Source organism: Neorhizobium galegae (genome assembly GCF_017877135.1).
GTDB lineage: Bacteria > Pseudomonadota > Alphaproteobacteria > Rhizobiales > Rhizobiaceae > Neorhizobium > Neorhizobium galegae_A.
The window spans coordinates 609,361-629,833 of the sequence record NZ_JAGIPH010000001.1; the positions used below are offsets into that span (position 1 = coordinate 609,361).

Genomic DNA, 20,473 nt, shown 5'->3' on the forward strand with positions numbered 1-20,473 from the left:
GGAAAGACCGACAATGAATGTTGAAATCACCCGGCTTGCCTCCGGGTTGACTGTCGTAACCCAGAACATGCCGCATCTGGAAAGCGTGGCGCTCGGTGTCTGGATCAAATCCGGCGCCCGCAACGAGACGAGCGACGAGCACGGCATCGCCCATCTTCTCGAACACATGGCCTTCAAGGGCACGGCGCGCCGCTCGGCGCGCGACATTGCCGAGCAGATCGAGAATGTCGGCGGCGAACTCAACGCCGCCACCTCGACGGAAACCACGTCCTATTATGCCCGCGTGCTCAAAGACCATGTGCCGCTCGCCATCGACATCCTGGCCGATATCCTGACCGAATCGGCCTTCGACGAGGACGAGCTGGAACGCGAAAAGCACGTCATCCTGCAGGAAATCGGCGCGGCAAACGATACGCCCGACGATGTGGTGTTCGACCGCTTCTCCGAGGTCGCCTACCGCGACCAGACTATCGGCAGGCCCATTCTCGGCACGCCGGAAACGGTCAAATCCTTCACGCCGGACCAGATCCGCGGGTATCTGTCGCGCAATTACACGACGGACCGAATGTTCATCGTGGCAGCCGGCGCCGTCGATCACGACACGCTGGTCAAGCAGGTCGAGGACCGCTTTTCGCTGCTGCCGACGAAACCCGCAACCACACCGATCTTCGAGCCCGCGCGCTATCTCGGTGGCGACGTGCGCGAAACCCGCGACCTCATGGACACGCAGCTGCTTCTCGGCTTCGAGGGCAAGGCGTATCACATGCGCGATTTCTACTGCTCGCAGATTCTGGCCAATATTCTGGGCGGCGGCATGTCATCGCGCCTGTTCCAGGAAGTGCGCGAGCATCGCGGCCTCTGCTATTCGGTCTATGCCTTCCACTGGGGCTTTTCCGATACAGGCATATTCGGCATCCATGCGGCGACCGGCGGTGAAGACCTGCCGGAACTGGTCCCCGTCATCATCGACGAGCTGCGCAAGTCCTCCGAAGTGATCCACCAGCAGGAAATTGACCGCGCCCGCGCGCAGATCCGCGCCCAGCTACTGATGGGCCAGGAAAGTCCGGCCGCTCGCGCCGGCCAGATCGCCCGCCAGATGATCCTCTACGGCCGGATCATTCCGAATGCGGAAATGATGGAAAGGCTGGAAGGCATCACGACTTCGCGACTGACCGATCTTGCCGGACGGCTGTTTTTCGATACAGTTCCGACGCTGTCCGCCATCGGCCCGGTTGAAAAGCTGGCCTCGCTGTCGGACATCACGGCGGCGCTGTCGGCGCCGGACGTCGGGCGACACAAGGCAATCGGCTGAGCACGGCGCAATACCGCTCCGTCGGCCGCATTGCGACGGGCGGGACGGAACGCATAGGATGACGCGGTCGGTGTTTCGGTTCTTGCAACGTCAGCCGGAGATGCCCGAGCTTTACGGCGATCACCACATGCTGCGCCTTGCCCGCTATACGGATTACCGCGCCTGGTACAAGCTGCGCTCGGAAAGCCGGCAGTTCCTGCAGCCCTGGGAGCCGACCTGGCGCCATGACGAGCTGACGGAAGCCTCGTTTCGCGCCCGCGTCACGCGTCATACACAGGAATTCTCGTCCGGCCTTGCCGTGCCGCTTCTGCTGTTTCACCGCGACGACATGAGCCTCCTGGGCGGCCTTACCATCGGCTATATCCGCCGCGGCGCGGCCCAGAGCTGCATGGTCGGCTACTGGATGGGCGAAAAACAGGCCGGCCAAGGTCATATGTTTGCCGCACTCCGCCTTGTAGTACCCTACATCTTCACCGGGCTTCAGTTGCACCGCATCGAGGCTGCCTGTATCCCGGACAACTGGAAGAGCGTAAGGCTGTTGGAAAAAGCCGGTTTCGAACGGGAAGGTCTTTTGCGGAAATATCTGAAAATCAACGGCGAGTGGCGGGATCACACCCTCTATTCCCTGCTGTCGTCGGACCCAATGGACGTGAAGGCGCAAGCCCCACGATGACAAGGCCAGGCACGCGCGTTCCCCCTCTGCCGACCCGGCTGGCACTGCTGTTTGCCTGCCTGTTCATGCTTTTGCCCGGCGCGGCTCTCGCCTTCGAGCCGGTCAAGATCTCCCGCGACGACCGGGCGCTGGACCTGACGGCGACCACCGATATCTATGCCAACCAGGGCGAGGCTTTCCAGGTCTCGACCGCGGCCGGCACCGACGGCATTCGCCGGCGCATCGAGGTGCGCTCGGCAACGCCCGGCCACCAGGGCGACTGGGCCGTGTTTGCATTGGCAAACGTTTCGGAGGAACAGCTGGAGCGCGTCATCGTCGCCCCGCATTTCCGCCTGGTCGGCTCGCGCCTCATCTGGCCGGATCTCGGCTCGCAACGCATCACGGCCATCACGCCGTCTGAAGGCTTCGCGCTCGACAGGGTGCCGAGCCCGGATGCGGATGTCTTCCGCATCACGCTGAACCCGGGTTCGGTCATCACCTTCGTGGCGGAACTCACCTCGCCCAACCTGCCGCAGATCTATCTGTGGGAGCCGGATGCCTACAAGGACACCGTCAACTCGTTCACGCTCTATCGCGGCATCGTGCTCGGCATTGCCGGCTTGCTTGCGGTGTTCCTCACCATTCTCTTCGTGGTGAAGGGCACGTCCATGCTGCCGGCGGCGGCAGCGCTTGCCTGGGCGGTGCTTGCCTATATCTGCGTCGACTTCGGCTTCCTCGAAAAGCTCATCAGCATCACCTCCAGCGACGAGCGAATATGGCGGGCCTGCGCGGAAGTGGCGCTGGCCTCCTCGCTCGTCATCTTCCTGTTTGCCTATCTCAACCTCAACCGCTGGCACGTGCATCTGGGCTATGCCACGTTTGCCTGGGTGATCGGCCTTGCGCTTCTCTTCGGCGTTGCGATCTACGACCCATCGATTGCTTCGGGCATTGCCCGCATTTCGCTGGCACTGACGGCAACGGCCGGCATCCTGCTCATCATCTATCTCGGCCTCAACCGGTTTGACCGCGCCATTCTTCTGGTGCCCACCTGGGCGCTGATCCTCGTCTGGCTGTTCGGCGGCTGGATGACGGTGACGGGCAAGCTCGACAATGACATCATCCAGCCGGCGCTCGGCGGCGGCCTCGTGCTCATCGTCCTCCTCATCGGCTTTACCGTGATGCAGCACGCCTTTGCCGGCGGCGCCTACCAGCAGGGCCTGTTCTCCGATCTGGAGCGCCAGTCGCTGGCGCTGATGGGCAGCGGCGACACGGTCTGGGACTGGGACGTGGCGCGCGACAGGCTGGTGACGACACCCGACATTTCGCTGAGGCTCGGCCTGTCGCCGGGCACCATGCACGGGCCGGCGCGCAACTGGCTGCCACGCCTTCACCCCGACGACCGCGACCGCTTCAAGGCAACGCTCGACGTGCTTCTGGAGCACCGCCGCGGCAAGCTGAACCACGAGTTCCGCATCCGCGCCGAAGACGGGCATTTCCACTGGCTGCAGATTCGCGCCCGGCCGGTGCTCGGCTCCAATGGCGAAATCATCCGCTGCGTCGGCACGATCGTTGACGTGACGGAACCGAAGAATTCCGTCGAACGGCTGCTGGCCGATGCGCTCCACGACAACCTAACCGGTCTGCCGAACCGCCAGGTGTTTCTCGACCGGCTGCAATCGGTGCTCACCATTGCCGCGGCAAGCGACGCGGTGCGCCCGACGGTGATGGCGATCGACATCGATCGCTACAAGCAGGTGAACGACAGTCTTGGCATTGCCGCCGGCGACAATATCCTCATCGCGCTGACGCGGCGCCTGCGCCGCCTGTTGAAGCCGCAGGACACGCTGGCGCGCATTTCCGGCGACCAGTTCGGCCTCATTCTCGTCTCCGAACGCGATCCCGGCAAGGTCGCCGACTTTGCCGATGCCGTCAGCAAGGCGATCATGGTGCCGATCAACTTTGCCAATCGCGAGGTGATCCTGACCGCCTCCATCGGGCTCTCCTCCTGGGTGGATCAGCAGGAAAGCGCCGCCAGCCTGCTCGGCGATGCGGAACTGGCCATGTACCGGGCAAAGCGCGCCGGCGGCAACCGCGTCGAACCCTTCCGCCCGGCCTTCCGCAGCAATGGCACGCCCGACCGCCTGCAGATCGAAACGGATCTTCGCCGCGCCATCGAACGGCGCGAGCTGTCGCTTGCCTACCAGCCGATCATCCGGCTCGACAATGGCGAGATTGCCGGCTTTGAAGCGCTGATGCGCTGGGAGCATCCCAAGCGCGGCACGATTGCGCCGGCAGAGTTCATCCCGATTGCCGAAATGACCGATCTGATCGGTCCGCTTGGCCTGTTTGCGCTCGAAAGCGCCACCGCTGACCTGATGTCGTTTGAAAAGCAGACGGGCGAGCTGCCGATCTTCATGGCGGTCAACCTGTCGAGCGCGCAACTGCTGAACGCCGATCTCTATGCCGAAATCCGCTCGCTGCTCAGCCGAACCCATTTCGACCCGCAGCGCCTGAAGCTCGAACTCACCGAATCGATGATGCTGGAAAACCCGGAACAGGCGCGGCTTGTTCTGTCCAAGCTCAAGGAAACCGGCATCAGCCTGGCGCTCGACGATTTCGGCAGCGGCTATTCTTCGCTGTCGCACCTGACGCAATTCCCCTTCGACACGATCAAGCTCGACAAGTCGATCGTCGCCAATCCGTCCGATCGCGGCGCGGTGCTGCTGCGCTCGGTGATCGCCATGGCGCGGCAGATGGAGATGGTGGTGGTGGCGGAGGGTATTGCGAGCGACGAGGATGCAGGAGAGCTTGCCAAGATGGGCTGCCAGTTCGGCCAGAGCTTCCTCTTTGGCGCGCCGATGCCACCGGATGCCGTGCAGCGCCTTCTGAAGGAGCGCTTTCCGCTGACCAAGCGCGCCTGACGGGCAGACGTTTCCGCAGCACCCTTCTCCCCGTCATGACGAGGAGAAGAGTGATTGCCGATTTCCTCCCTGCCCAAGCGATGGACAGGGCTGGAGCGCGCTTTTTCAGTGCTTGCCGTGGACCAGTCCGTGGATGAATTCCAGCTTGGCGACCACGGTCGGGGTGAGGATGAAGGGATAAAGGTCGGGCACGCCCATCGAGCGGTGGATGCTGTTCATGGCGACCGTAAACGGCACCCAGGCTTCCACCAGCTGCGCGGCATCATGGGCGCGGTAGGGATTGAAATCGACCTCCGAGGCAAGCTCCGAATGGCCGCGCGGCTCCACCACCATGCCGAGGGAGCGTGCCATTTCCAGCGTATCGACCATGTGCACATAATGCGCGAAGCACTCGGCGAAATCCTCCCACGGGTGGGTGCTGGCATAGGTGCTGATGAAATGCTCCTGCCAGTCGGCGGGTGGTCCTTCTTCGTAATTGCGCTTCAGCGCCTCGCCATAATCGATCGTCTCGTCGCCGAAGGCGAGACGAAACGGGTCGAGCCTACCCATGTCGCGCACCAGCTTGTCCCAGATGTAGTGCCCGGTTTCGTGGCGGAAATGGCCGAGCATGGTGCGATAGGGCTCCTTCATCGACACCCTTATCTTTTCGCGCGTGTCGTCATCGGCTTCGGCGGCTCGGATGGCGATGAGGCCGCTTTCATGGCCGGTCATGGCTGGCACCACCGTGCCATCGGCCTTCACCTCGTCCACCAGGAAATCGAAGACCAGACCGCCTTCGGGGTCTTCGGCGCGGGTGGTGCGCGGCAGGTCCCACTTCAGCATCGAATAAAACAGATGGCGCTGCGCCTGGCTGATGGTGCGGAACTGGCGCAGGCCATCTGCGGTTGCCGCATCCGGCACCAGCCGGTTATGGCGGCAGGCGACGCAAAAAGTCTCCTCGCCCTCGGCCGGCAGCGTCCAGTTGCAGATGTCGTTGACCGCATTGGCGCAGAGGCGCAGCGCGTGTCCCGGATCCGAAACCAGCCGCCAGGAGCCGTCCTGGCCTTCGCTCAACGCATGCATGGTCAGCCGTTCCGGCACGAAAGCCAGCCTGTGGCCGCAATTGATACAGACACGGTTGTCGAAATGGATGGATTGGCCGCAGCTATCGCATTCGAAAAGGCGCATGGATCAGGTCCGTCAAACAGCAGGTCTACACATGGAAAGCCTGCCCCGACTGACGACGGGGCAGGCTTCAAAATTCTTCGAATTGGGCTTGATCAGGCCCGGTCGATGACGCCCTTGGCGCCTTCCTTCAGCTCGCCCTTGGCGTGCTGGGCCTTGCCCTTGGCTTCCTGGGCGTGACCCTTGGCTTCCAGGGAATGGTTGTCGGTCGCATCGCCGACAGCCTGCTTGACCTTGCCGGATACTTCATTGGCCTTGCCGGCTACTTTATCGCTCATGCTACCCATGGGTCTTCTCCTTGGTTTACCGCAGTTTTTTCTGGTTTGCTGCGGTTTCTGACAAGAAGAACGCAAGAGCTGCGACTTGGTTCCGCCGCTCAATCAGGCGTGGCCGGCTTCGCTCGACAGCATTTCGGGGCGCACCCCCATCAATGCCAGCGCCCGCTCATACTTATCCTCGAGCGTCCGGTCGAAGATCAGCGCCTCGGCCGCCGGGCAGTTCAGCCAGCCATTGGCGGCGATTTCCGCTTCCAGCTGGCCCGGTCCCCAGCCGGCATAGCCCAGAAGCATGGTGGCACGCATCGGCCCGCGCCCCTCGCTGATGGCCCGCACGATATCGAGCGTCGCCGTCAGCGAAATATCGTCGCTGACGGGAATGCTGGATTCGCTCACGTAATCATCCGAATGCAGCACGAAGCCGCGCCCCGTTTCGACAGGGCCGCCGTTGAGGATCGGAAAGTCGCGCGCCGCATTCGGCAGCATGATCGCATCGGCTTGGTCCACCATCTTCAGGTGCAGGAGGATTTCGGCAAACGAGATGGACTGGGCGCGGTTGATAATGAAGCCCATGGCGCCCGCCGGGGAATGGGCGCAGATATAGACGACCGACCGGCTGAAATTGCCGTCCGGCATGCCGGGCATGGCAATGACGAACTGGCCGTCGAGGAAGCCGCGCTCGCGCTTGTCGGCGGGCTTCTGCGCCAGCTGTTCTGCCAGTTTATCCGTCGGCGTCGACAATGGCATCGTGCCTCCTGCTCGGTAGGCCCGGCCCGGGAGCGGGCGAGCGGTTTTCTTTCAAGCGACCGTCTCACCTCAAGATGGGGCAGCACGCCTCATCAATCAACCGAAAATGATCCGGCTGAAGCGCAAGTGACTGGAACGCGGCGCGGGCATCGCCTAAATCTGCCGGCATGATCGTCAAAGGCCTCGCAACCATGCCCCGCCATGCATATGTGGCATTTCTCATATGCTCCGCCCTGCTCTGGGCTCAGGGCGCCTCGGCGGCCATGAGCGCCTGGGCAGAAAACGAGGGCGGGCGGATGCGAATCATCGCGCTGCCGGCAGAGCCCGACGGCACCGTGCGCGGCGCCCTGCAGATCGAGCCGAAGAATGGCTGGATCACCTATTGGAAGGAGCCCGGCCAGGCCGGCATTCCGCCGCAGATCACGATCTCGCCCGGCGACGGCATCCGCCTTCAGAAGGTGGAGTTTCCGGTACCCCGGCAATTTATGACCGGCGACGTGCGCGACCTGGGCTACGACCATGCCGTGACGCTGCCCTTCACGCTTGAGGTGGAGGACAAGGCAAAGCCGCTGATGCTGAATGCCAGCGCCTTTGTCGGGCTCTGCCGCAATATCTGCATTCCTTTCCAGGCCGATTTCCACATGGATATGGCAAGCGCAAAGGGCCTGCCCTTCGAGGAGAACCTCATTCTGGACGAGGCCAGGAAAAGCCTGCCGGAACAACCCTCCGAGGATTTTTCCGTCGCGCATCATGCCCTGACGGACGGCAAACGAAATTTGCGCGTGGGCCTGCGGCTGCCGGCGGACAGCCCGCCGCCGCAGATCTTTGTCGCAACGCCGGCCGGCCATGTGCTGTTTGACCAGACGGGTGCGCAGATGGTGGATGGCACCTATGTGGTGACCATGCCGCTTGGCAAGGGGGCAGACAAGGCGGTGGTGGCCGGGCGCAACTGGGACATTCTGGTGATTGCCGGAAGCCGCGCCATGGAAACCGCGCTTGCCTTCGATTGAGGCCGTTCTATAGTGCGCCAAACGCTGAAAGGCCGGCAGGCCTTGCCCCTTCGCAGGCCTTTCAGCCGAGCAGGTCCTGCCTGAACTTCATCCCCATTCCTGTCTGACCATCCACGAGGAGACGACCATGACGATTTCCGTCGGCGAAACGCTGCCGCAAGCCACCTTCAAGGAAAAGACCCCGGACGGCCCGGTGGAAGTGACCACCGAAGGTCTGTTCAAGGGCAAGAAGGTCGTCCTGTTTGCCGTACCCGGCGCCTTCACGCCCACCTGCTCGCTGAACCACCTGCCCGGCTATCTGGAAAACCGCGATGCGCTTCTGGAACGCGGCGTCGATGACATTGCCGTCGTGTCCGTCAACGACTGGTTCGTGATGGGCGCCTGGGCCGAAAAAAGCGGTGGCGCCGGCAAGATCCATTTCCTCTCGGATTGGGACGCCTCCTTCACCAAGTCGCTCGGCCTCGACATGGACCTCTCCGCCGCCGGCCTCGGCGTGCGTTCCAAGCGCTATTCGATGCTGGTGGAAGACGGCGTGGTGAAAAGCCTCAACATCGAGGAAAGCCCCGGCCAGGCCACCGTTTCGGGCGCCGCTGCCATGATCGAGCAGCTCTGACCCTCATCCGGACACGACGTTTTCGACCCAAGGCGGCCCCAGGGCCGCCTTGCTGCGTTATAGGATTGTTCTACTCTGTCCCGACACCCGGAAGGCTAGATGCGCCGTATACACGACCCGGCGGAACAAGCGGCCCTCTGCGACATTGTCCATCCGACTGCGCGGTATCCTTCGCGCTTCTCCGGATCGAGACACAGATGCAAGACAGAGTAGCCATTATCGGCAGCGGGCCGACGGGTCTTTACACCCTGAAGGGCCTGATCGGCGCGGCGCGTCCGCTCTCCATCACGATTTTCGAAGCGGAAGCGGAGCCGGGCAAGGGCACGCCTTACCATCCCGACATCAACGATCCGGCGATGCTGTCGAACATTCCGAGCATCGAGTTCCCGGCGCTCACCGAAACGCTGGTCGAATGGCTGTCGCGCCAGGAGGATGCCGAGCTGCAGCGTCTCTGCATTTTGCGCGAGGCGATCGATGCGCGTGAATTTTATCCGCGCGTCGTGCTGGGCGATTACATGCGCGCGCAGTTCCTGCAGCTTGTCGCCATCGGCACCCGCAACGGCCACCGCATCGAGGTGCTCGATCGCCACCGGGTGATCGACATCGCGCTGCAGGACGCAGACATCCGCCTTTCTGTGACCGGCCGTGACGGACAGCGGTTCGAAGCGGTGTTCGACCATGTGGTCATGGCAACCGGCCATAACTGGCCGGACAATACCGAGACTCGTCCGGGTTACTTCATCTCGCCCTGGCCTGCGGCAGCGTTGAAGACCATTCCGGATGGATCGATCGGCATTCTCGGCACGTCTCTCAGCGGCATCGATGCGCTGATGAGCGTGGCAACCGCCCGCGGCACCTTCCGGCTGGATACGGCCGGCGACCTGCAATACCAGCCGGCAACCGGCAGCGAGGCGTTTTGCGCCACCATGATGTCCCGCAAGGGGCTTTTGCCGGAAGCCGATTTCTACTGTCCGCTGCCCTACCGCACGCCGCAGGTCTTGACCGAGGAGGCCGTCGATGCGCTGATCGCCACCGGCCGCCACAACCTGCTGGATGCGGTGTTCGATCTCTTCCGCCAGGAAATTCTCGTGGCCGATCCGGATTATGCGGCAAAGATCGGGCTTTCGGAGCTTACGGTCGAGACCTTTGCCGAGGCCTATTACCGCGAGCGGCTGGCATCGGATCCCTTCGTGTGGGCCGCCCGCAACCTTGCCGAAACGGAAGCCAATCGCGACCGCCAGTATACGGTGCCGTGGCGCTATGCGATCCTGATTACCCATGAGATCGTGGCGCGCGCCATTCCGCATCTCGATGACACCGATCTCAAACGCTTCCATCGCCACTTCAAGTCGATCTTCGTCGACGATTATGCGACCGTGCCGCTGATGTCGATCCGCCGGCTTCTGGCGCTGAAACGCGCCGGCAAACTCAGCATCCTGGCGCTCGGGCAGGATTACGAGATTTCAAGCGACGGCGTGGAGCGCGGCGCGGTGGTGACCGCCCATGGTCAGCGATACGTGTTCGATGCCTTCATCGATGCGACTGGCCAGGCAACGCTTTCGGCAACTGACCTGCCGTTTCCGACGCTCGTGGCGCAGGGCGGCGTGCAGAAATCGGCAACACCGGTGGCACAAGGTTTTATCACCGACGACAGCCCCGTGCCGATGATCCGCACCGGCGGGATCGATATCGATGAGCTGTATCGCCCGAGAATCACCGCCCCGCTGTGCAACAATCTATATTGTGCGGCGATCTCCTTCCTCCTGCACAAGCATCCCTTCGTGCAGGGCATTACCAGTGCGGCGGAAATCGGGGAGACCGTTTCCGGCGCCATTCTGGAGGCGGTGGAAGCAAAATCCGCAAGCGTGCTTCAGCTTTCGGCATAAACCGCATCGCCGGGGGAGATCGTCACCGGACCGGCGATCTCCTCGCCAAGCCGGCCATAGACGCCGAGATGGCGGGCATTGTGGCGCATGATGGCGCGCAGCACATTGGCGTCTTCGGCAAGGCCCGGCTGGGCGGCAAGCGTCATGCCGCAGCGGCGCGTTGCTTCCGTCACGGTAATCCGGTGCTCGCCGATCCGCACGGCCTGTCCCACCCAGCGATTTTCCTCGAACCCTTCGATGCCGTCATCCGTTTCGATGAGCACCGTCGGGCGAAAACGGCGCGGATCCGGCGATGAAAGTCCGCCGAGCGTACCAAGCTTTGCAAGGGACGCTGTGGTGAGGAGATGCAAGGGGGAGACCGCGTAGCGCGGGGCAATGCGCGCCATCTGGGCCGGCACCTCTTCCGCAAAGACATCATGCACGCCTAGCGCTGCGGCAAAGCCGAAATGCGCCCGCAGATGATCGCCAAGCTCTTCCGACAAGGCGCCAAACACCCGGCCATCCGGGAAGGAAATCTGCGGCAGGCCGTCAGGCCCTGCAGAGGCCTCCAGCAGAAGCGCCGGTCGCCAGCGCGGCTCCTGCTCGGGAGCAGCCGGCCGGCCGGTCTGCGGGTCGAAGAGGGCAAAGCGGCGATCCGAGAGAACGCCATCCTTTGACACGGCAATCGATGCCGGCGCCTCGCCGCCGAGCGAGCTGACCGGATAGCGGAACACCTTTGCCACAACCCCGATTTTCCGCATTCATCCATCCCTTTGCTGTTGCGCCTGCGCGACCGTGTGGCTGAAGGCACAGGGTGCCACCCTGCCGGCGGGGGACAAGACAATTCTCACGCCTGAGTTCCAAAAGAACCCGAAGAACCCAATGGAACGCAAAAGAACATCGGCGGGGCTTGCCATTTTTTCGCCGCGATTGTTATAACATAACAAAATCCGTTCCGCCCATCCGAGGCCCCACTTATGCCCGTGCCCATGCCCCGTCGCCTGCCTTCGCTGCCGCATGCGTCCCGTCTTCTCCAGCATTCGGCGCTTGCCCGGCTGGCTGTGGTTGCTGTCGTGATCGGCGGCCTCTGGCTTGCCATTTCCTGGGCGGTCGTTCTGCCATGAGCGCCCATCCGGAACCCGTGATCCGCCTGCACAATCTGACCCTTGCCTATGACCGGCATCCGGCCGTGCATCACCTTTCCGGCACGCTGAAGGCCGGCAGCCTGACGGCGATTGCAGGCCCCAATGGCGCCGGCAAATCGACGCTCATGAAGGCCATCGTCGGCGAGTTGAAGCCGGCGGAAGGCCGCATCGAGCACAGGCTTGGCCGCACCGAGATCGGCTACCTGCCGCAGGCGGCCGAGATCAACCGGCGTTTTCCGATCGATGTGCTCGATACGGTGCTTTTGGGAGACTGGAAGGCGAGCGGCGCCTTTGGCCGGGTGCGCCACGCCGCGATGGAGCGTGCGCGCCAGGCGCTGCAGACGGTCGGCCTCGACGGGTTCGAAAAACGGCCGATCGGTTCGCTCTCGGCCGGCCAGTTCCAGCGCGTGCTGTTTGCCCGCCTGCTGCTGCAGGATGCCCGCGTCATCCTGCTCGACGAGCCGTTTACCGCCATCGATGCCCGCACCACCCGCGATCTCCTGGAGATTGTTGCCTCCTGGCATGGCGAGGGCCGCACCGTTGTTGCCGTTCTGCATGATTTCGACCAGGTGCGCAGCCATTTCCCCGAGACGCTGCTGATTGCCCGCGAACTGATCGGCTGGGGGCCGACGGAAGAGGTGATGGCACCGGAAAACCTGATGCGCGCCCGCGCCATGGCCGAGCGCTTCGATGAAAATGCCGAAGTCTGCGAGCCCGCCGCATGAGCGCCTATGACATCTTCCTGGCGCCGATGGTGGATTACGGTTTTATGCGCCGCGCGCTGGTGGCCTGCCTGTGCCTCGCGCTCGGTTCCGGCCCGATCGGCGTGTTTCTGATGATGCGGCGCATGAGCCTGATGGGCGATGCGCTGAGCCATGCAGTGCTGCCGGGCGCTGCCATCGGCTATCTCGTGGCCGGCTCGCTCTCGCTGACGGCCATGGGGCTTGGCGGGCTGGTGGCGGGGCTTTCGGTGGCGCTTCTGTCGGGCGCCGTCAGCCGGGCAACCGTGCTGTCCGAAGATGCAAGCTTTGCCAGCTTCTATCTCGCCTCGCTTGCCCTTGGCGTTCTCATCGTCTCGCTGCGCGGCTCCAATATCGACCTGCTGCACGTGCTCTTCGGCACGATCCTCGCCATTGATGCCCCTGCCCTCACGCAGATCGGCGCGATCACCTCGCTCACCCTTGTGGTGCTGGCCGTCATCTATCGCCCGCTGGTGGCGGAATGTTTCGACCCCGGCTTTTTGCGCGCCGTCGGCGGGCGCGGGCCGCTTTATCACGTCGCCTTCCTGCTGATGGTGGTGCTGAACCTTGTGGCCAGTTTCCAGGCGCTCGGCACGCTGATGGCCGTCGGCCTGATGATGCTGCCGGCCGCCATTGCGCAATTATGGGCGAAAAACCTGCCCGCCATGCTGGCGGTTGCCGTCGGCACGGCGCTCGTCTCCGGCTATTTCGGCCTCATCGCCTCCTACCATCTCGAAATCGCGTCCGGCCCGACCATCATCATGACGGCGGCGATCCTCTACGGGATTTCGATCTTCATCGCGCCCTCCGGCATTGCCCGGCGCTATTTCCCCCGCCCGCACCTCAAGGGTTAACCGCAAGGAGCCTGCCCATGTTCTCCCGCACACTCTACCTTTCTGCCTCACTGCCGGCCCTCATCGCCTTTTCAGCCCCGGTCTCGGCGGCAGAGCTGAAGGCCGTCGCCTCGTTCACCGTTCTCGCCGATGTCGTCCATCAGGTCGGCGGCGACAAGGTGAAGGTGACAAGCCTCGTCGGCCCCGACGGCGACCCCCATGAATTCGAGCCCTCGCCGAAGGATGCCAAGGCGCTGAAAGCCGCCGACGTGGTGTTCGTGAGCGGCGAAGGCCTCGAAGGCTGGCTCGACCGGCTGATCTCGGCCTCCGGCACCAAGTCGAAGCCCGTCACCGTCTCGGAGGGCATCAACACCCGCACCATGGAAGAGGACGGCAAAACCGTGACCGATCCGCATGTGTGGAACAGCCCGGTCAACGTCAAAATCTGGGTCACCAACATCGAAAAGGCACTTTCCGCCGCAGACCCAGCCGACGCCGCCACCTTCAAGGCAAACGCCGAAGCCTACACGAAAAAGCTCGACACGCTCGACGCCTATGCCCGCGAAAAATTCGCAAAAATCCCGGAAGACCGCCGCAAGGTGCTGACCAGCCACGACGCGTTTGGCTATTTCGGCCGCGAATACAAGGTGACATTCCTGTCGCCGCTTGGCGTTTCGACCGAAACCGAAGCCTCTGCCGCCGACGTTGCCAAGCTGATCGACCAGATCAAGGCCGAGCATGTGAAAACCTACTTCTTCGAAAATTCCAACGACCCGCGCCTGGTCAAACAGGTCGCCAAGGCAACCGGCGCCGAACCGGGCGGCGAGCTCTACGTCGAATCCCTGTCAAAGCCTTCTGGGCCGGCGGGGACGTATGAAAAAATGTTCCGGTTCAATGTGGACCATCTGGCCGGCGCGATGAAGGCGGGGAGCTGAGGTTTTTTGATTTTTGGTCGTGGCTCTCTCCTCGTGGTACGGGGAGAGAGTGATGTTGCAGGAGGATCACACGTGGTGCCGGAGCAGGAGGGGCGGTTTGGCGCCTTGCTTCCGAGAATTCACACAAGCGGCAAGATTTTCCCAGAGCCGCCGCTCGATTTATTTCGGCTGATGTTACTGCTTCAGATATGTTTACGACAATCTGTCTTTGGGTAGCGCACAAGCGAAACAAGCGTCAGACGACTGTCAGCTTCGGCTGCACGCGGGACTGAGCACTGATAAAGGCATCAGAACCCATAAATCATAAGGCTGCGGATTCGATACTAGGTAGCAATCTGCTGATGCGCCTCAGTGGGTATCTATTGTCTTGGAAAGAGAAATAGCTCCTTTGCGATTCCATTCTAAAAGGCTAAACGTGACATGGGCTAGCCTTTCACGGCAAAGAATTTGAGTTAAAATAAAAATGAGGACATTTTAGAGGGCGAAATGGCTAAATCAATCGCATTCTTTAATAACAAAGGGGGCGTAGGCAAAACGACTTTGCTATGCAACGTCGCAGCTTATGCATCAGAGGTACGCGATTTAAGCGTGCTGGTGATTGACGCGGACCCACAATGCAATGCGACTCAATATATGTTTGACGACAAGAGGCTATCTTACTTTTATGAAGAGACATCATCATTTACTATACACAATGTGATAAGACCGCTCTCCCTCGGCAAGGGCTACAGCAAAGAACTCACAGTCAGCAATAGTCCGCGTTTCGCCGTGGATGTATTGCCTGGGGACCCTAGACTAGCATTAACTGAAGATTTGCTGGCGAAGGACTGGGGTTCCGCTATTGGTGGCGACTCCCGCGGAATGCGAACCACGTTAATGTTCGCGGAGCTCATGAAGCGGTGCGATCATTACGACCTCGTCTTGTTTGATGTAGGCCCATCACTTGGTTCTATTAATCGTTCTGTTTTGTTGGCCAGTGACTATTTCGTTGCTCCGATGTCTATAGACATCTTCAGCGTGAAGGCAATCGACAACATCGCTGCATGGCTTTCTAGATGGCGAAAGCAATGGAGCGTTGGCGTTGAGAACGTCGATGATCCTGATGAGGTCGATACAAAGCTTGCCCGGAGTCTAGGGTTCCTTGGCTATGCATCTCAACACTATATCGCCAAAACAGACGGCTCTGGCGCGAAGCGTGCTGTGAATGCTTATGAGAAAATCATGAAGCAATTCGAGAGCATAGTGGCCTCTGAGCTTTCAACGGTTGCCCCCGCGCCCAATCAGATCGATCACTTTTTACTAGGTTCAATTCCCAACCTCCATAGCCTGATACCCATGTCGCAATCCGCACGGGCTCCGGTGTTTGGCCTCAAGGCGAGCGATGGCGTCAGGGGGGCGCACTTTTCGAAGGTGAAAGATGCTCGCGACACATTTGGCATAGTCGCAGACCAAATTCTTCAGCGGGTGGGGCTCCACTAATGATTGCGTGGCCTGAACAGCTTAAGCGCGATCTTATCTCAAGGCGAGTTGTCGTTTTTCTTGGTAGTGGCGTCAGCAAAAACTCCGTGGGAAAAGATGGAAAGACGCGCCCGCCGTTATGGGGCGAGTTCCTCGAACGCGGTCTGGCCAAGATTGGACCCAAGGGCACCGCTCACATTAAACGAGCGATCAAAGACAATGATTTTCTACACGCCTGCGAATGGATCAAAAGCAGGATGGAGGAAGAGTGGGAACACTTTATCAGAGAATGCTTTATCACACCTGCGTATGCACCGGCTGAGATACACAAACTGATATTCAACTTGGACCAGAGGATATACCTAACTCCTAATTTCGATCAAATATTCGAAAACTACGTTATTGCAGAAACTGGCGGTCAGGTCACAGTTAAAAGGCATTGTGACAAGGACGTACACAATTTCCTCCGTGAAGATCGCACCCACATTATTAAGATCCACGGGTCAATCGACCATCCCAATGAACTAATATTTTCAAATCATGATTATGCAAAGGCAAGAATATCCCACTCCGCGTTCTATGACGTTCTAGATGCATGCCTCTTGTCACACACCTTTTTATTAGTCGGATGTGGCATCTCAGACCCGGACCTTAACATGCTTCTGGAAAACCAAAGATTCAGTTTTCCGAACTCCCGACCACATTACTTAGTAACATCATCGCGCATAGCGCCAGACATGGTGAAATCATTGCGGTCGAATCGGAACTTGAAGTGCTTGTGCTACAATCCTGATAACCACCATGCTGAGTTGGTAGAGTCATTTAGAGAGCTTGCTACCCTGATGGACCAAGTTCCCGCCGGTCCATTGTTCAATTAGTGATTGTCGCAATTTATATCTGGAGCAGAACAGCTGTGTTGCGGACGTTGCACAGCAGGCAGAATGACCGAAATCGGGGGGCGCCGGTCGCTGAGGCCGACCCGTACACTATGACAGCTGTCTGTATCCTCGATACCGAAGACTGGACGGTCACGGAGCGGCACCTAAAACAGCCGCCCCCCCAAAAAACTCACACCTCCAGATCAAACACCAGCAACCCCGCCAGCCCCCCGTCGCAGGCCGCGACGATGCGTTCGCCGACTGCCTTGTGGTCGGGGTGGATGAGGTAGGCGTCGCGGGCGTCGGCTGTTTCGAAGGTGACGGCAAAGCCGTCCTGAAAACCGCCGCTCAGGCCTTCGGGCGAGACATTGGGGCCGACCTTGATCGAGACGATGCCGGGGATGATGTCCTTGAGGGCAAGGACGGCATCGAAGATCGATTGCTTGTCGGCCGTGCCAAGGGCTGATTTGAGGCGCAGGAAGACGCAGTGCAGGATCATGGTGTTCTCCGTGGTGGGTCTCTTCCGGTTTCTGGCTATGCGAAGGAGGGCGGCCGGCGGTCGCCATCCTTGTTTTAAAAAATTCAGCGTTTCTTGAACGGCGCCATGCCGAGGCGCGCCAGTTCATCGGCGCGTTCGTTTTCCGGGTGGCCGGCATGGCCCTTGACCCAGTGCCAGGTGACCTTGTGGCGCTGGTTTGCCGCGTCGAGTTGCTGCCACAGCTCGCCGTTCTTTACCGGCTTCTTGTCGGCGGTCTTCCAGCCGTTCTTCTTCCAGCCAAAAATCCACTTCGAGATGCCGTCCATGACATATTTGCTGTCGGTATGGAGGCTGACCTCGCAAGGGGTTTTGAGCGCATTGAGCGCGGTGATGGCGGCAAGCAGCTCCATGCGGTTATTGGTCGTATCCGCCTCGCCGCCGTAAAGTTCCTTCAAGGTTTCGCCATAGCGCAAAATGGCGCCCCAGCCGCCGGGGCCGGGATTGCCGGAACAGGCGCCGTCGGTAAAGATTTCCACCTGTTTCATCAGATCGCCTCCCCGCGCGGCGCAAGGCCATATTCCCCGGGCGAGACGATGGCGCGGTGGAAGCGCAGCTTCCTCAGATATTCGAGCGGATCCTTCTTCACCACCAGCGCGCCTGCCGGCGTCGTCAGCCAGTCATAGAGGCGGGTGAGGAAGAAGCGCAGGGCAGAGCCACGGCAGAGGATCGGAAGGGCTGCCGCCTCCGCATCCAGGAGCGGCCGCACCGACTGGTAACCGGCGAGCATGGACGCGCCTTTTGCGAAATTATAGGCGCCATCGGCCTCGAAACACCAGGCATTGAGGCAGATCGCCACGTCATAGGCGAGGAGATCATTGCAGGCGAAATAGAAATCGATGAGGCCGGAGAGCGTGTTATTGAGGAAGAACACGTTGTCCTGAAAGAGATCGGCATGGATCACGCCGGCCGGCAGATCACGCGGCCAGTGGGCGGAGAGATAATCGAGCTCATCGCCGATTTCCGCCTGCAGGCCCGGCAGAACCTCGTCGGCGCGCGGACCGGCCTTGGCCCAGAGCTCCACCCAGCCATCCAGCGAAAGCGCGTTCGGCCGCCTTATGGAAAAATCCGCAGCCGCCAGATGCATTTGCGCAAGCGCCCGGCCGACTTCAAAACAGTTCTGCGCCTCGGGCTTGCGCAGCCACACACCTTCCAGGAAGGAAATCAGCGCGGCCGGCCGGCCGGACAGCTCGCCCGTCAACGCCCCGTCGCGGCGCGGCAGAGGCAGCGGGCAGGAGAGCCCCCGCCGAGCCAGATGCTGCATGAGGCCCAAGAAGAACGGCAGGTCGCCCGCATCCACCCGCTTTTCATAGAGCGTCAGGATCAGCGGCTCCTTGGTGGTGTGCAGCAGGAAATTGGAATTTTCAACGCCTTCGGCAATCCCCCGATAGGAGGTGAGCTCGCCCACATCATATTGCGCCAGAAAGGTCTTCAGCTCTGTTTCGGAAATATCGGTATAGACGGCCAAATCTGTATGTCCTGCGCTTCGGGCTTTGCGACGTCATGCCCGCAAAGGCATACAGCGGCAGGCGCCGGCATGGCTAGCCCCTTGGGTGCCATGGGCACAGGATTTGGCGGGGTGGATGGGGGATGCGGGTTCAGGGGTCAGGCGTGTCGGGCGGCGGGCTCTCGAAGTGCCTCTCCACATCACGGTGCCCTTCCAGAATGTTGATCACCTCGAACAGGCCATCCCTCAGGCGGAAGAAGATGACATACCCGCGAAAGGCAGAGCTGCGGATGTCCGGCCCGAGCTCCGGCCGCAAGCGCCCCATGTCTCCCGGAAGCGCTGCCAGATGGCGACATTTCTGTCGCAGCAGGCCGGTAAAGTGTTGCCCGACCGCAACCGAACCGCTTGTCTTGGCAATGTAACGCAGGATCTCGATCAGATCCTGACGGGCGCTATCGAGATAGACAAGCCGCGCCACGTCAACGGGTGCTTTCAGAGAGCCTATCCGCTTCGGCAGCAAGCGCTGCCTCCATGTCCTCATCACTGACGCCGCCACCTTGCGCAAGGGAGGCATCCAGCGTGTCCCGAAGCGCGCGAAGCCTGACTTCCCGCTCCTCGACCAGCCGCAACCCCTCGCGCACGACCTCGCTGGCCGAGCCATAGCGGCCGGTCTGCACCGTCTGTTCGACGAATTTTTCCCAGCGCTCGCCTAAAGAAACATTCATGGCGGTCTGCTCCCGTTACGCCGTTACGATAACGAATAACAGAAATTGCGCAAGTTTGGTTATTGTCGGCTGGCGCCGTCGCGCTGGGCTTAAGCCCCCGGCCCTTCGCTTTGGGCTCAGGGCGTTCGCGGCTCAAAACGTGCCACTGGCACGTTTTGCCGGCTGGCGCCGTCGCCGCTCACCCATTCACCCAGGCCATGTCTTCGCGGGTGAGTTCGACGTTGCGCAGTTCACGGTTGACGAGGAAATGTTCGTTTTCCTCCGCCGTGATGGCAAGCTCCACCGTGGCATCGAAACGTTCGCGAAACGCCTCGATGATTTCGTCGACGATGACTTCCGGCGCAGAGGCGCCGGCGGAAATGCCGAGCGTGCGGATCGGTCCCACCTCGTCCCAGGCGATTTCGGCGGCGCGCTGGACGAGCAGCGAGCGGGTGGCGCCGGCGCGAAGCGCCACTTCCACCAGACGCTTGGAATTGGAGGAATTGGGCGCGCCGACGACGATGAAGAGATCGCAGCCGGGGGCCGCCTGCTTCACCGCTTCCTGCCGGTTGGTCGTCGCATAGCAGATGCTGTCGGCAGAGGGCGCCGTGAGGTTCGGAAACCGTTCCTGAAGCTTTGCAATCACCCCCGCCGTATCATCAACCGAGAGCGTCGTCTGCGTCACATAGCCGAGATTGTCGGGATCGATCGGCTGATAGGCTTCCGCATCGGCTATCGTATCGATGAGCGATACCGTACCTTCCGGCAGCTGCCCCATGGTGCCGATCACTTCCGGATGGCCGGCATGGCCGATGAGGATGACGTGGCGGCCGAGCCGCTGGTGGCGCATGGCCTGCTTGTGAACCTTCGACACCAGCGGGCACGTGGCATCGAGATAGAACAGGTTGCGGCTCTCAGCATCCTCCGGCACGGATTTCGGCACGCCATGGGCGGAAAACACCACCGGCTGGGCGCGGTGCTCTTCCGGGATCTCGTTCAGTTCCTCGACAAAGACGGCGCCCTTGGCCTCCAGCCCTTCCACCACATAGCGGTTGTGAACGATCTCGTGGCGCACATAGACCGGCGCGCCATAGGCCTTGAGCGCCAAAACGACGATCTGGATTGCCCGGTCGACGCCGGCGCAGAAACCGCGCGGGCCACAGAGGCGGATGGAAAGGGGCGGTTTCGACACCTGGATGTTCATAATCATTCCGGCTGAATGTCCATGTTCGCCCTCAT

General features: G+C 61.2%; 22 protein-coding genes. 12 read left to right on the forward strand and 10 right to left on the reverse strand.

Going from position 1 to position 20,473, the window contains the following annotated elements; genetic code table 11:
- The first annotated feature begins 13 nt into the window (after positions 1-13).
- From J2858_RS03085 to J2858_RS03095, 3 genes are read left to right on the forward strand one after another with little or no spacing between them, the layout of a single operon-like run.
- A complete protein-coding gene (locus J2858_RS03085; RefSeq protein WP_210103267.1) occupies positions 14-1,312 on the forward strand; it encodes a M16 family metallopeptidase in 1,299 nt (432 codons plus the stop codon).
- Between the two features lie 58 nt (positions 1,313-1,370).
- Positions 1,371-1,985 (forward strand): GNAT family N-acetyltransferase, encoded by a 615-nt coding sequence (locus J2858_RS03090; RefSeq protein WP_210103268.1) that lies wholly within the window; start codon positions 1,371-1,373, stop codon positions 1,983-1,985.
- On the forward strand, positions 1,982-4,885 hold the full coding sequence (locus tag J2858_RS03095; protein WP_210103269.1) for an EAL domain-containing protein: 2,904 nt from the start codon (positions 1,982-1,984) through the stop codon (positions 4,883-4,885). Before J2858_RS03090 ends, J2858_RS03095 begins: the two co-directional genes overlap by 4 nt.
- A gap of 105 nt (positions 4,886-4,990) precedes the next feature.
- On the opposite strand, the gene J2858_RS03100 is transcribed toward J2858_RS03095, so the two are convergent.
- From J2858_RS03100 to J2858_RS03110, 3 genes are all read right to left on the reverse strand, one after another.
- Positions 4,991-6,052 carry a zinc-binding metallopeptidase family protein gene (locus J2858_RS03100; RefSeq protein WP_210103270.1) on the reverse strand — a complete coding sequence of 354 codons (1,062 nt, stop codon included), beginning with the start codon at positions 6,050-6,052 and terminating at the stop codon, positions 4,991-4,993.
- Between the two features lie 92 nt (positions 6,053-6,144).
- A complete protein-coding gene (locus J2858_RS03105) occupies positions 6,145-6,336 on the reverse strand; it encodes a CsbD family protein (protein WP_210103271.1) in 192 nt (63 codons plus the stop codon).
- Between the two features lie 93 nt (positions 6,337-6,429).
- Positions 6,430-7,071, reverse strand: coding sequence for a YqgE/AlgH family protein (locus J2858_RS03110; RefSeq protein ID WP_210103272.1), 642 nt, complete (start codon positions 7,069-7,071; stop codon positions 6,430-6,432).
- 263 nt (positions 7,072-7,334) lie between these two features.
- Between J2858_RS03110 and J2858_RS03115 the strand changes: the two genes are divergently transcribed.
- From J2858_RS03115 to J2858_RS03125, 3 genes are all read left to right on the forward strand, one after another.
- The gene (locus tag J2858_RS03115) at positions 7,335-8,081 is read left to right on the forward strand and encodes a protein-disulfide reductase DsbD domain-containing protein (RefSeq protein ID WP_210103273.1); all 747 of its coding nucleotides are present in this window, start codon (positions 7,335-7,337) and stop codon (positions 8,079-8,081) included.
- 127 nt (positions 8,082-8,208) lie between these two features.
- Positions 8,209-8,694, forward strand: a complete 486-nt coding sequence (locus J2858_RS03120) for a peroxiredoxin (RefSeq protein ID WP_210103274.1) — start codon at positions 8,209-8,211, stop codon at positions 8,692-8,694.
- A 197-nt stretch (positions 8,695-8,891) separates the two neighbouring features.
- Positions 8,892-10,580, forward strand: a complete 1,689-nt coding sequence (locus J2858_RS03125; protein ID WP_210103275.1) for an FAD/NAD(P)-binding protein — start codon at positions 8,892-8,894, stop codon at positions 10,578-10,580.
- Here J2858_RS03125 and J2858_RS03130 read toward each other — a convergent pair.
- Positions 10,565-11,320 carry an MOSC domain-containing protein gene (locus J2858_RS03130; RefSeq protein ID WP_210103276.1) on the reverse strand — a complete coding sequence of 252 codons (756 nt, stop codon included), beginning with the start codon at positions 11,318-11,320 and terminating at the stop codon, positions 10,565-10,567. The two genes, J2858_RS03125 and J2858_RS03130, sit on opposite strands and share 16 nt — an antisense overlap.
- 216 nt (positions 11,321-11,536) lie before the next feature.
- Here J2858_RS03130 and J2858_RS03135 point away from each other — a divergent pair, with 216 nt between their 5' ends.
- The 6 genes from J2858_RS03135 to J2858_RS24340 all read left to right on the forward strand — a co-directional run bounded on the left by J2858_RS03135 (position 11,537) and on the right by J2858_RS24340 (position 16,548).
- Positions 11,537-11,683: a hypothetical protein gene (locus tag J2858_RS03135; protein WP_210104176.1), complete on the forward strand. Its 147-nt coding sequence runs from the start codon at positions 11,537-11,539 to the stop codon at positions 11,681-11,683.
- The gene (locus tag J2858_RS03140) at positions 11,680-12,429 is read left to right on the forward strand and encodes a metal ABC transporter ATP-binding protein (protein WP_210103277.1); all 750 of its coding nucleotides are present in this window, start codon (positions 11,680-11,682) and stop codon (positions 12,427-12,429) included. The genes J2858_RS03135 and J2858_RS03140 overlap by 4 nt, the downstream gene beginning before the upstream one ends.
- Positions 12,426-13,298 (forward strand): metal ABC transporter permease, encoded by an 873-nt coding sequence (locus tag J2858_RS03145; protein WP_210103278.1) that lies wholly within the window; start codon positions 12,426-12,428, stop codon positions 13,296-13,298. Before J2858_RS03140 ends, J2858_RS03145 begins: the two co-directional genes overlap by 4 nt.
- A gap of 17 nt (positions 13,299-13,315) precedes the next feature.
- A complete protein-coding gene (locus J2858_RS03150) occupies positions 13,316-14,212 on the forward strand; it encodes a metal ABC transporter substrate-binding protein (protein ID WP_210103279.1) in 897 nt (298 codons plus the stop codon).
- 486 nt (positions 14,213-14,698) lie between these two features.
- Complete coding sequence (locus tag J2858_RS03155) at positions 14,699-15,691, forward strand: ParA family protein (RefSeq protein WP_210103280.1); 993 nt, start codon at positions 14,699-14,701, stop codon at positions 15,689-15,691.
- Between the two features lie 236 nt (positions 15,692-15,927).
- Positions 15,928-16,548 (forward strand): SIR2 family NAD-dependent protein deacylase, encoded by a 621-nt coding sequence (locus tag J2858_RS24340; protein WP_432443270.1) that lies wholly within the window; start codon positions 15,928-15,930, stop codon positions 16,546-16,548.
- A gap of 190 nt (positions 16,549-16,738) precedes the next feature.
- On the opposite strand, the gene J2858_RS03165 is transcribed toward J2858_RS24340, so the two are convergent.
- The 6 genes from J2858_RS03165 to ispH all read right to left on the reverse strand — a co-directional run bounded on the left by J2858_RS03165 (position 16,739) and on the right by ispH (position 20,438).
- Positions 16,739-17,047 (reverse strand): Dabb family protein, encoded by a 309-nt coding sequence (locus tag J2858_RS03165; RefSeq protein ID WP_210103282.1) that lies wholly within the window; start codon positions 17,045-17,047, stop codon positions 16,739-16,741.
- An 83-nt stretch (positions 17,048-17,130) separates the two neighbouring features.
- Positions 17,131-17,574 carry a ribonuclease HI gene (gene rnhA / locus J2858_RS03170; protein ID WP_245365597.1) on the reverse strand — a complete coding sequence of 148 codons (444 nt, stop codon included), beginning with the start codon at positions 17,572-17,574 and terminating at the stop codon, positions 17,131-17,133.
- A complete protein-coding gene (locus J2858_RS03175; RefSeq protein WP_210103284.1) occupies positions 17,571-18,551 on the reverse strand; it encodes a homoserine kinase in 981 nt (326 codons plus the stop codon). Before J2858_RS03175 ends, rnhA begins: the two co-directional genes overlap by 4 nt.
- A 130-nt stretch (positions 18,552-18,681) precedes the next feature.
- Positions 18,682-19,008, reverse strand: coding sequence for a type II toxin-antitoxin system RelE/ParE family toxin (locus J2858_RS03180; protein ID WP_210103285.1), 327 nt, complete (start codon positions 19,006-19,008; stop codon positions 18,682-18,684).
- Between the two features lies 1 nt (position 19,009).
- Positions 19,010-19,255 carry a type II toxin-antitoxin system ParD family antitoxin gene (locus J2858_RS03185; protein ID WP_210103286.1) on the reverse strand — a complete coding sequence of 82 codons (246 nt, stop codon included), beginning with the start codon at positions 19,253-19,255 and terminating at the stop codon, positions 19,010-19,012.
- A 178-nt stretch (positions 19,256-19,433) separates the two neighbouring features.
- Complete coding sequence (ispH, locus tag J2858_RS03190) at positions 19,434-20,438, reverse strand: 4-hydroxy-3-methylbut-2-enyl diphosphate reductase (RefSeq protein ID WP_210104112.1); 1,005 nt, start codon at positions 20,436-20,438, stop codon at positions 19,434-19,436.
- Positions 20,439-20,473: the final 35 nt, after the last annotated feature.

Coding starts and splice junctions, on each gene's coding strand:
- J2858_RS03155 (WP_210103280.1), top strand. CDS start 14,699: ATGGCTAAATCAATCGCATTCTTTAATAACAAAGGGGGCGTAGGCAAA.
- J2858_RS03130 (WP_210103276.1), bottom strand. CDS start 11,320: ATGCGGAAAATCGGGGTTGTGGCAAAGGTGTTCCGCTATCCGGTCAGC.
- J2858_RS03140 (WP_210103277.1), top strand. CDS start 11,680: ATGAGCGCCCATCCGGAACCCGTGATCCGCCTGCACAATCTGACCCTT.
- J2858_RS03165 (WP_210103282.1), bottom strand. CDS start 17,047: ATGATCCTGCACTGCGTCTTCCTGCGCCTCAAATCAGCCCTTGGCACG.
- J2858_RS03115 (WP_210103273.1), top strand. CDS start 7,335: ATGAGCGCCTGGGCAGAAAACGAGGGCGGGCGGATGCGAATCATCGCG.
- J2858_RS03125 (WP_210103275.1), top strand. CDS start 8,892: ATGCAAGACAGAGTAGCCATTATCGGCAGCGGGCCGACGGGTCTTTAC.
- ispH (WP_210104112.1), bottom strand. CDS start 20,438: ATGAACATCCAGGTGTCGAAACCGCCCCTTTCCATCCGCCTCTGTGGC.
- J2858_RS03110 (WP_210103272.1), bottom strand. CDS start 7,071: ATGCCATTGTCGACGCCGACGGATAAACTGGCAGAACAGCTGGCGCAG.
- J2858_RS03090 (WP_210103268.1), top strand. CDS start 1,371: ATGACGCGGTCGGTGTTTCGGTTCTTGCAACGTCAGCCGGAGATGCCC.
- J2858_RS03120 (WP_210103274.1), top strand. CDS start 8,209: ATGACGATTTCCGTCGGCGAAACGCTGCCGCAAGCCACCTTCAAGGAA.
- J2858_RS03100 (WP_210103270.1), bottom strand. CDS start 6,052: ATGCGCCTTTTCGAATGCGATAGCTGCGGCCAATCCATCCATTTCGAC.
- J2858_RS03105 (WP_210103271.1), bottom strand. CDS start 6,336: ATGGGTAGCATGAGCGATAAAGTAGCCGGCAAGGCCAATGAAGTATCC.
- J2858_RS03095 (WP_210103269.1), top strand. CDS start 1,982: ATGACAAGGCCAGGCACGCGCGTTCCCCCTCTGCCGACCCGGCTGGCA.
- J2858_RS24340 (WP_432443270.1), top strand. CDS start 15,928: ATGGAGGAAGAGTGGGAACACTTTATCAGAGAATGCTTTATCACACCT.
- J2858_RS03085 (WP_210103267.1), top strand. CDS start 14: ATGAATGTTGAAATCACCCGGCTTGCCTCCGGGTTGACTGTCGTAACC.
- J2858_RS03135 (WP_210104176.1), top strand. CDS start 11,537: ATGCCCGTGCCCATGCCCCGTCGCCTGCCTTCGCTGCCGCATGCGTCC.
- J2858_RS03145 (WP_210103278.1), top strand. CDS start 12,426: ATGAGCGCCTATGACATCTTCCTGGCGCCGATGGTGGATTACGGTTTT.
- J2858_RS03185 (WP_210103286.1), bottom strand. CDS start 19,255: ATGAATGTTTCTTTAGGCGAGCGCTGGGAAAAATTCGTCGAACAGACG.
- J2858_RS03150 (WP_210103279.1), top strand. CDS start 13,316: ATGTTCTCCCGCACACTCTACCTTTCTGCCTCACTGCCGGCCCTCATC.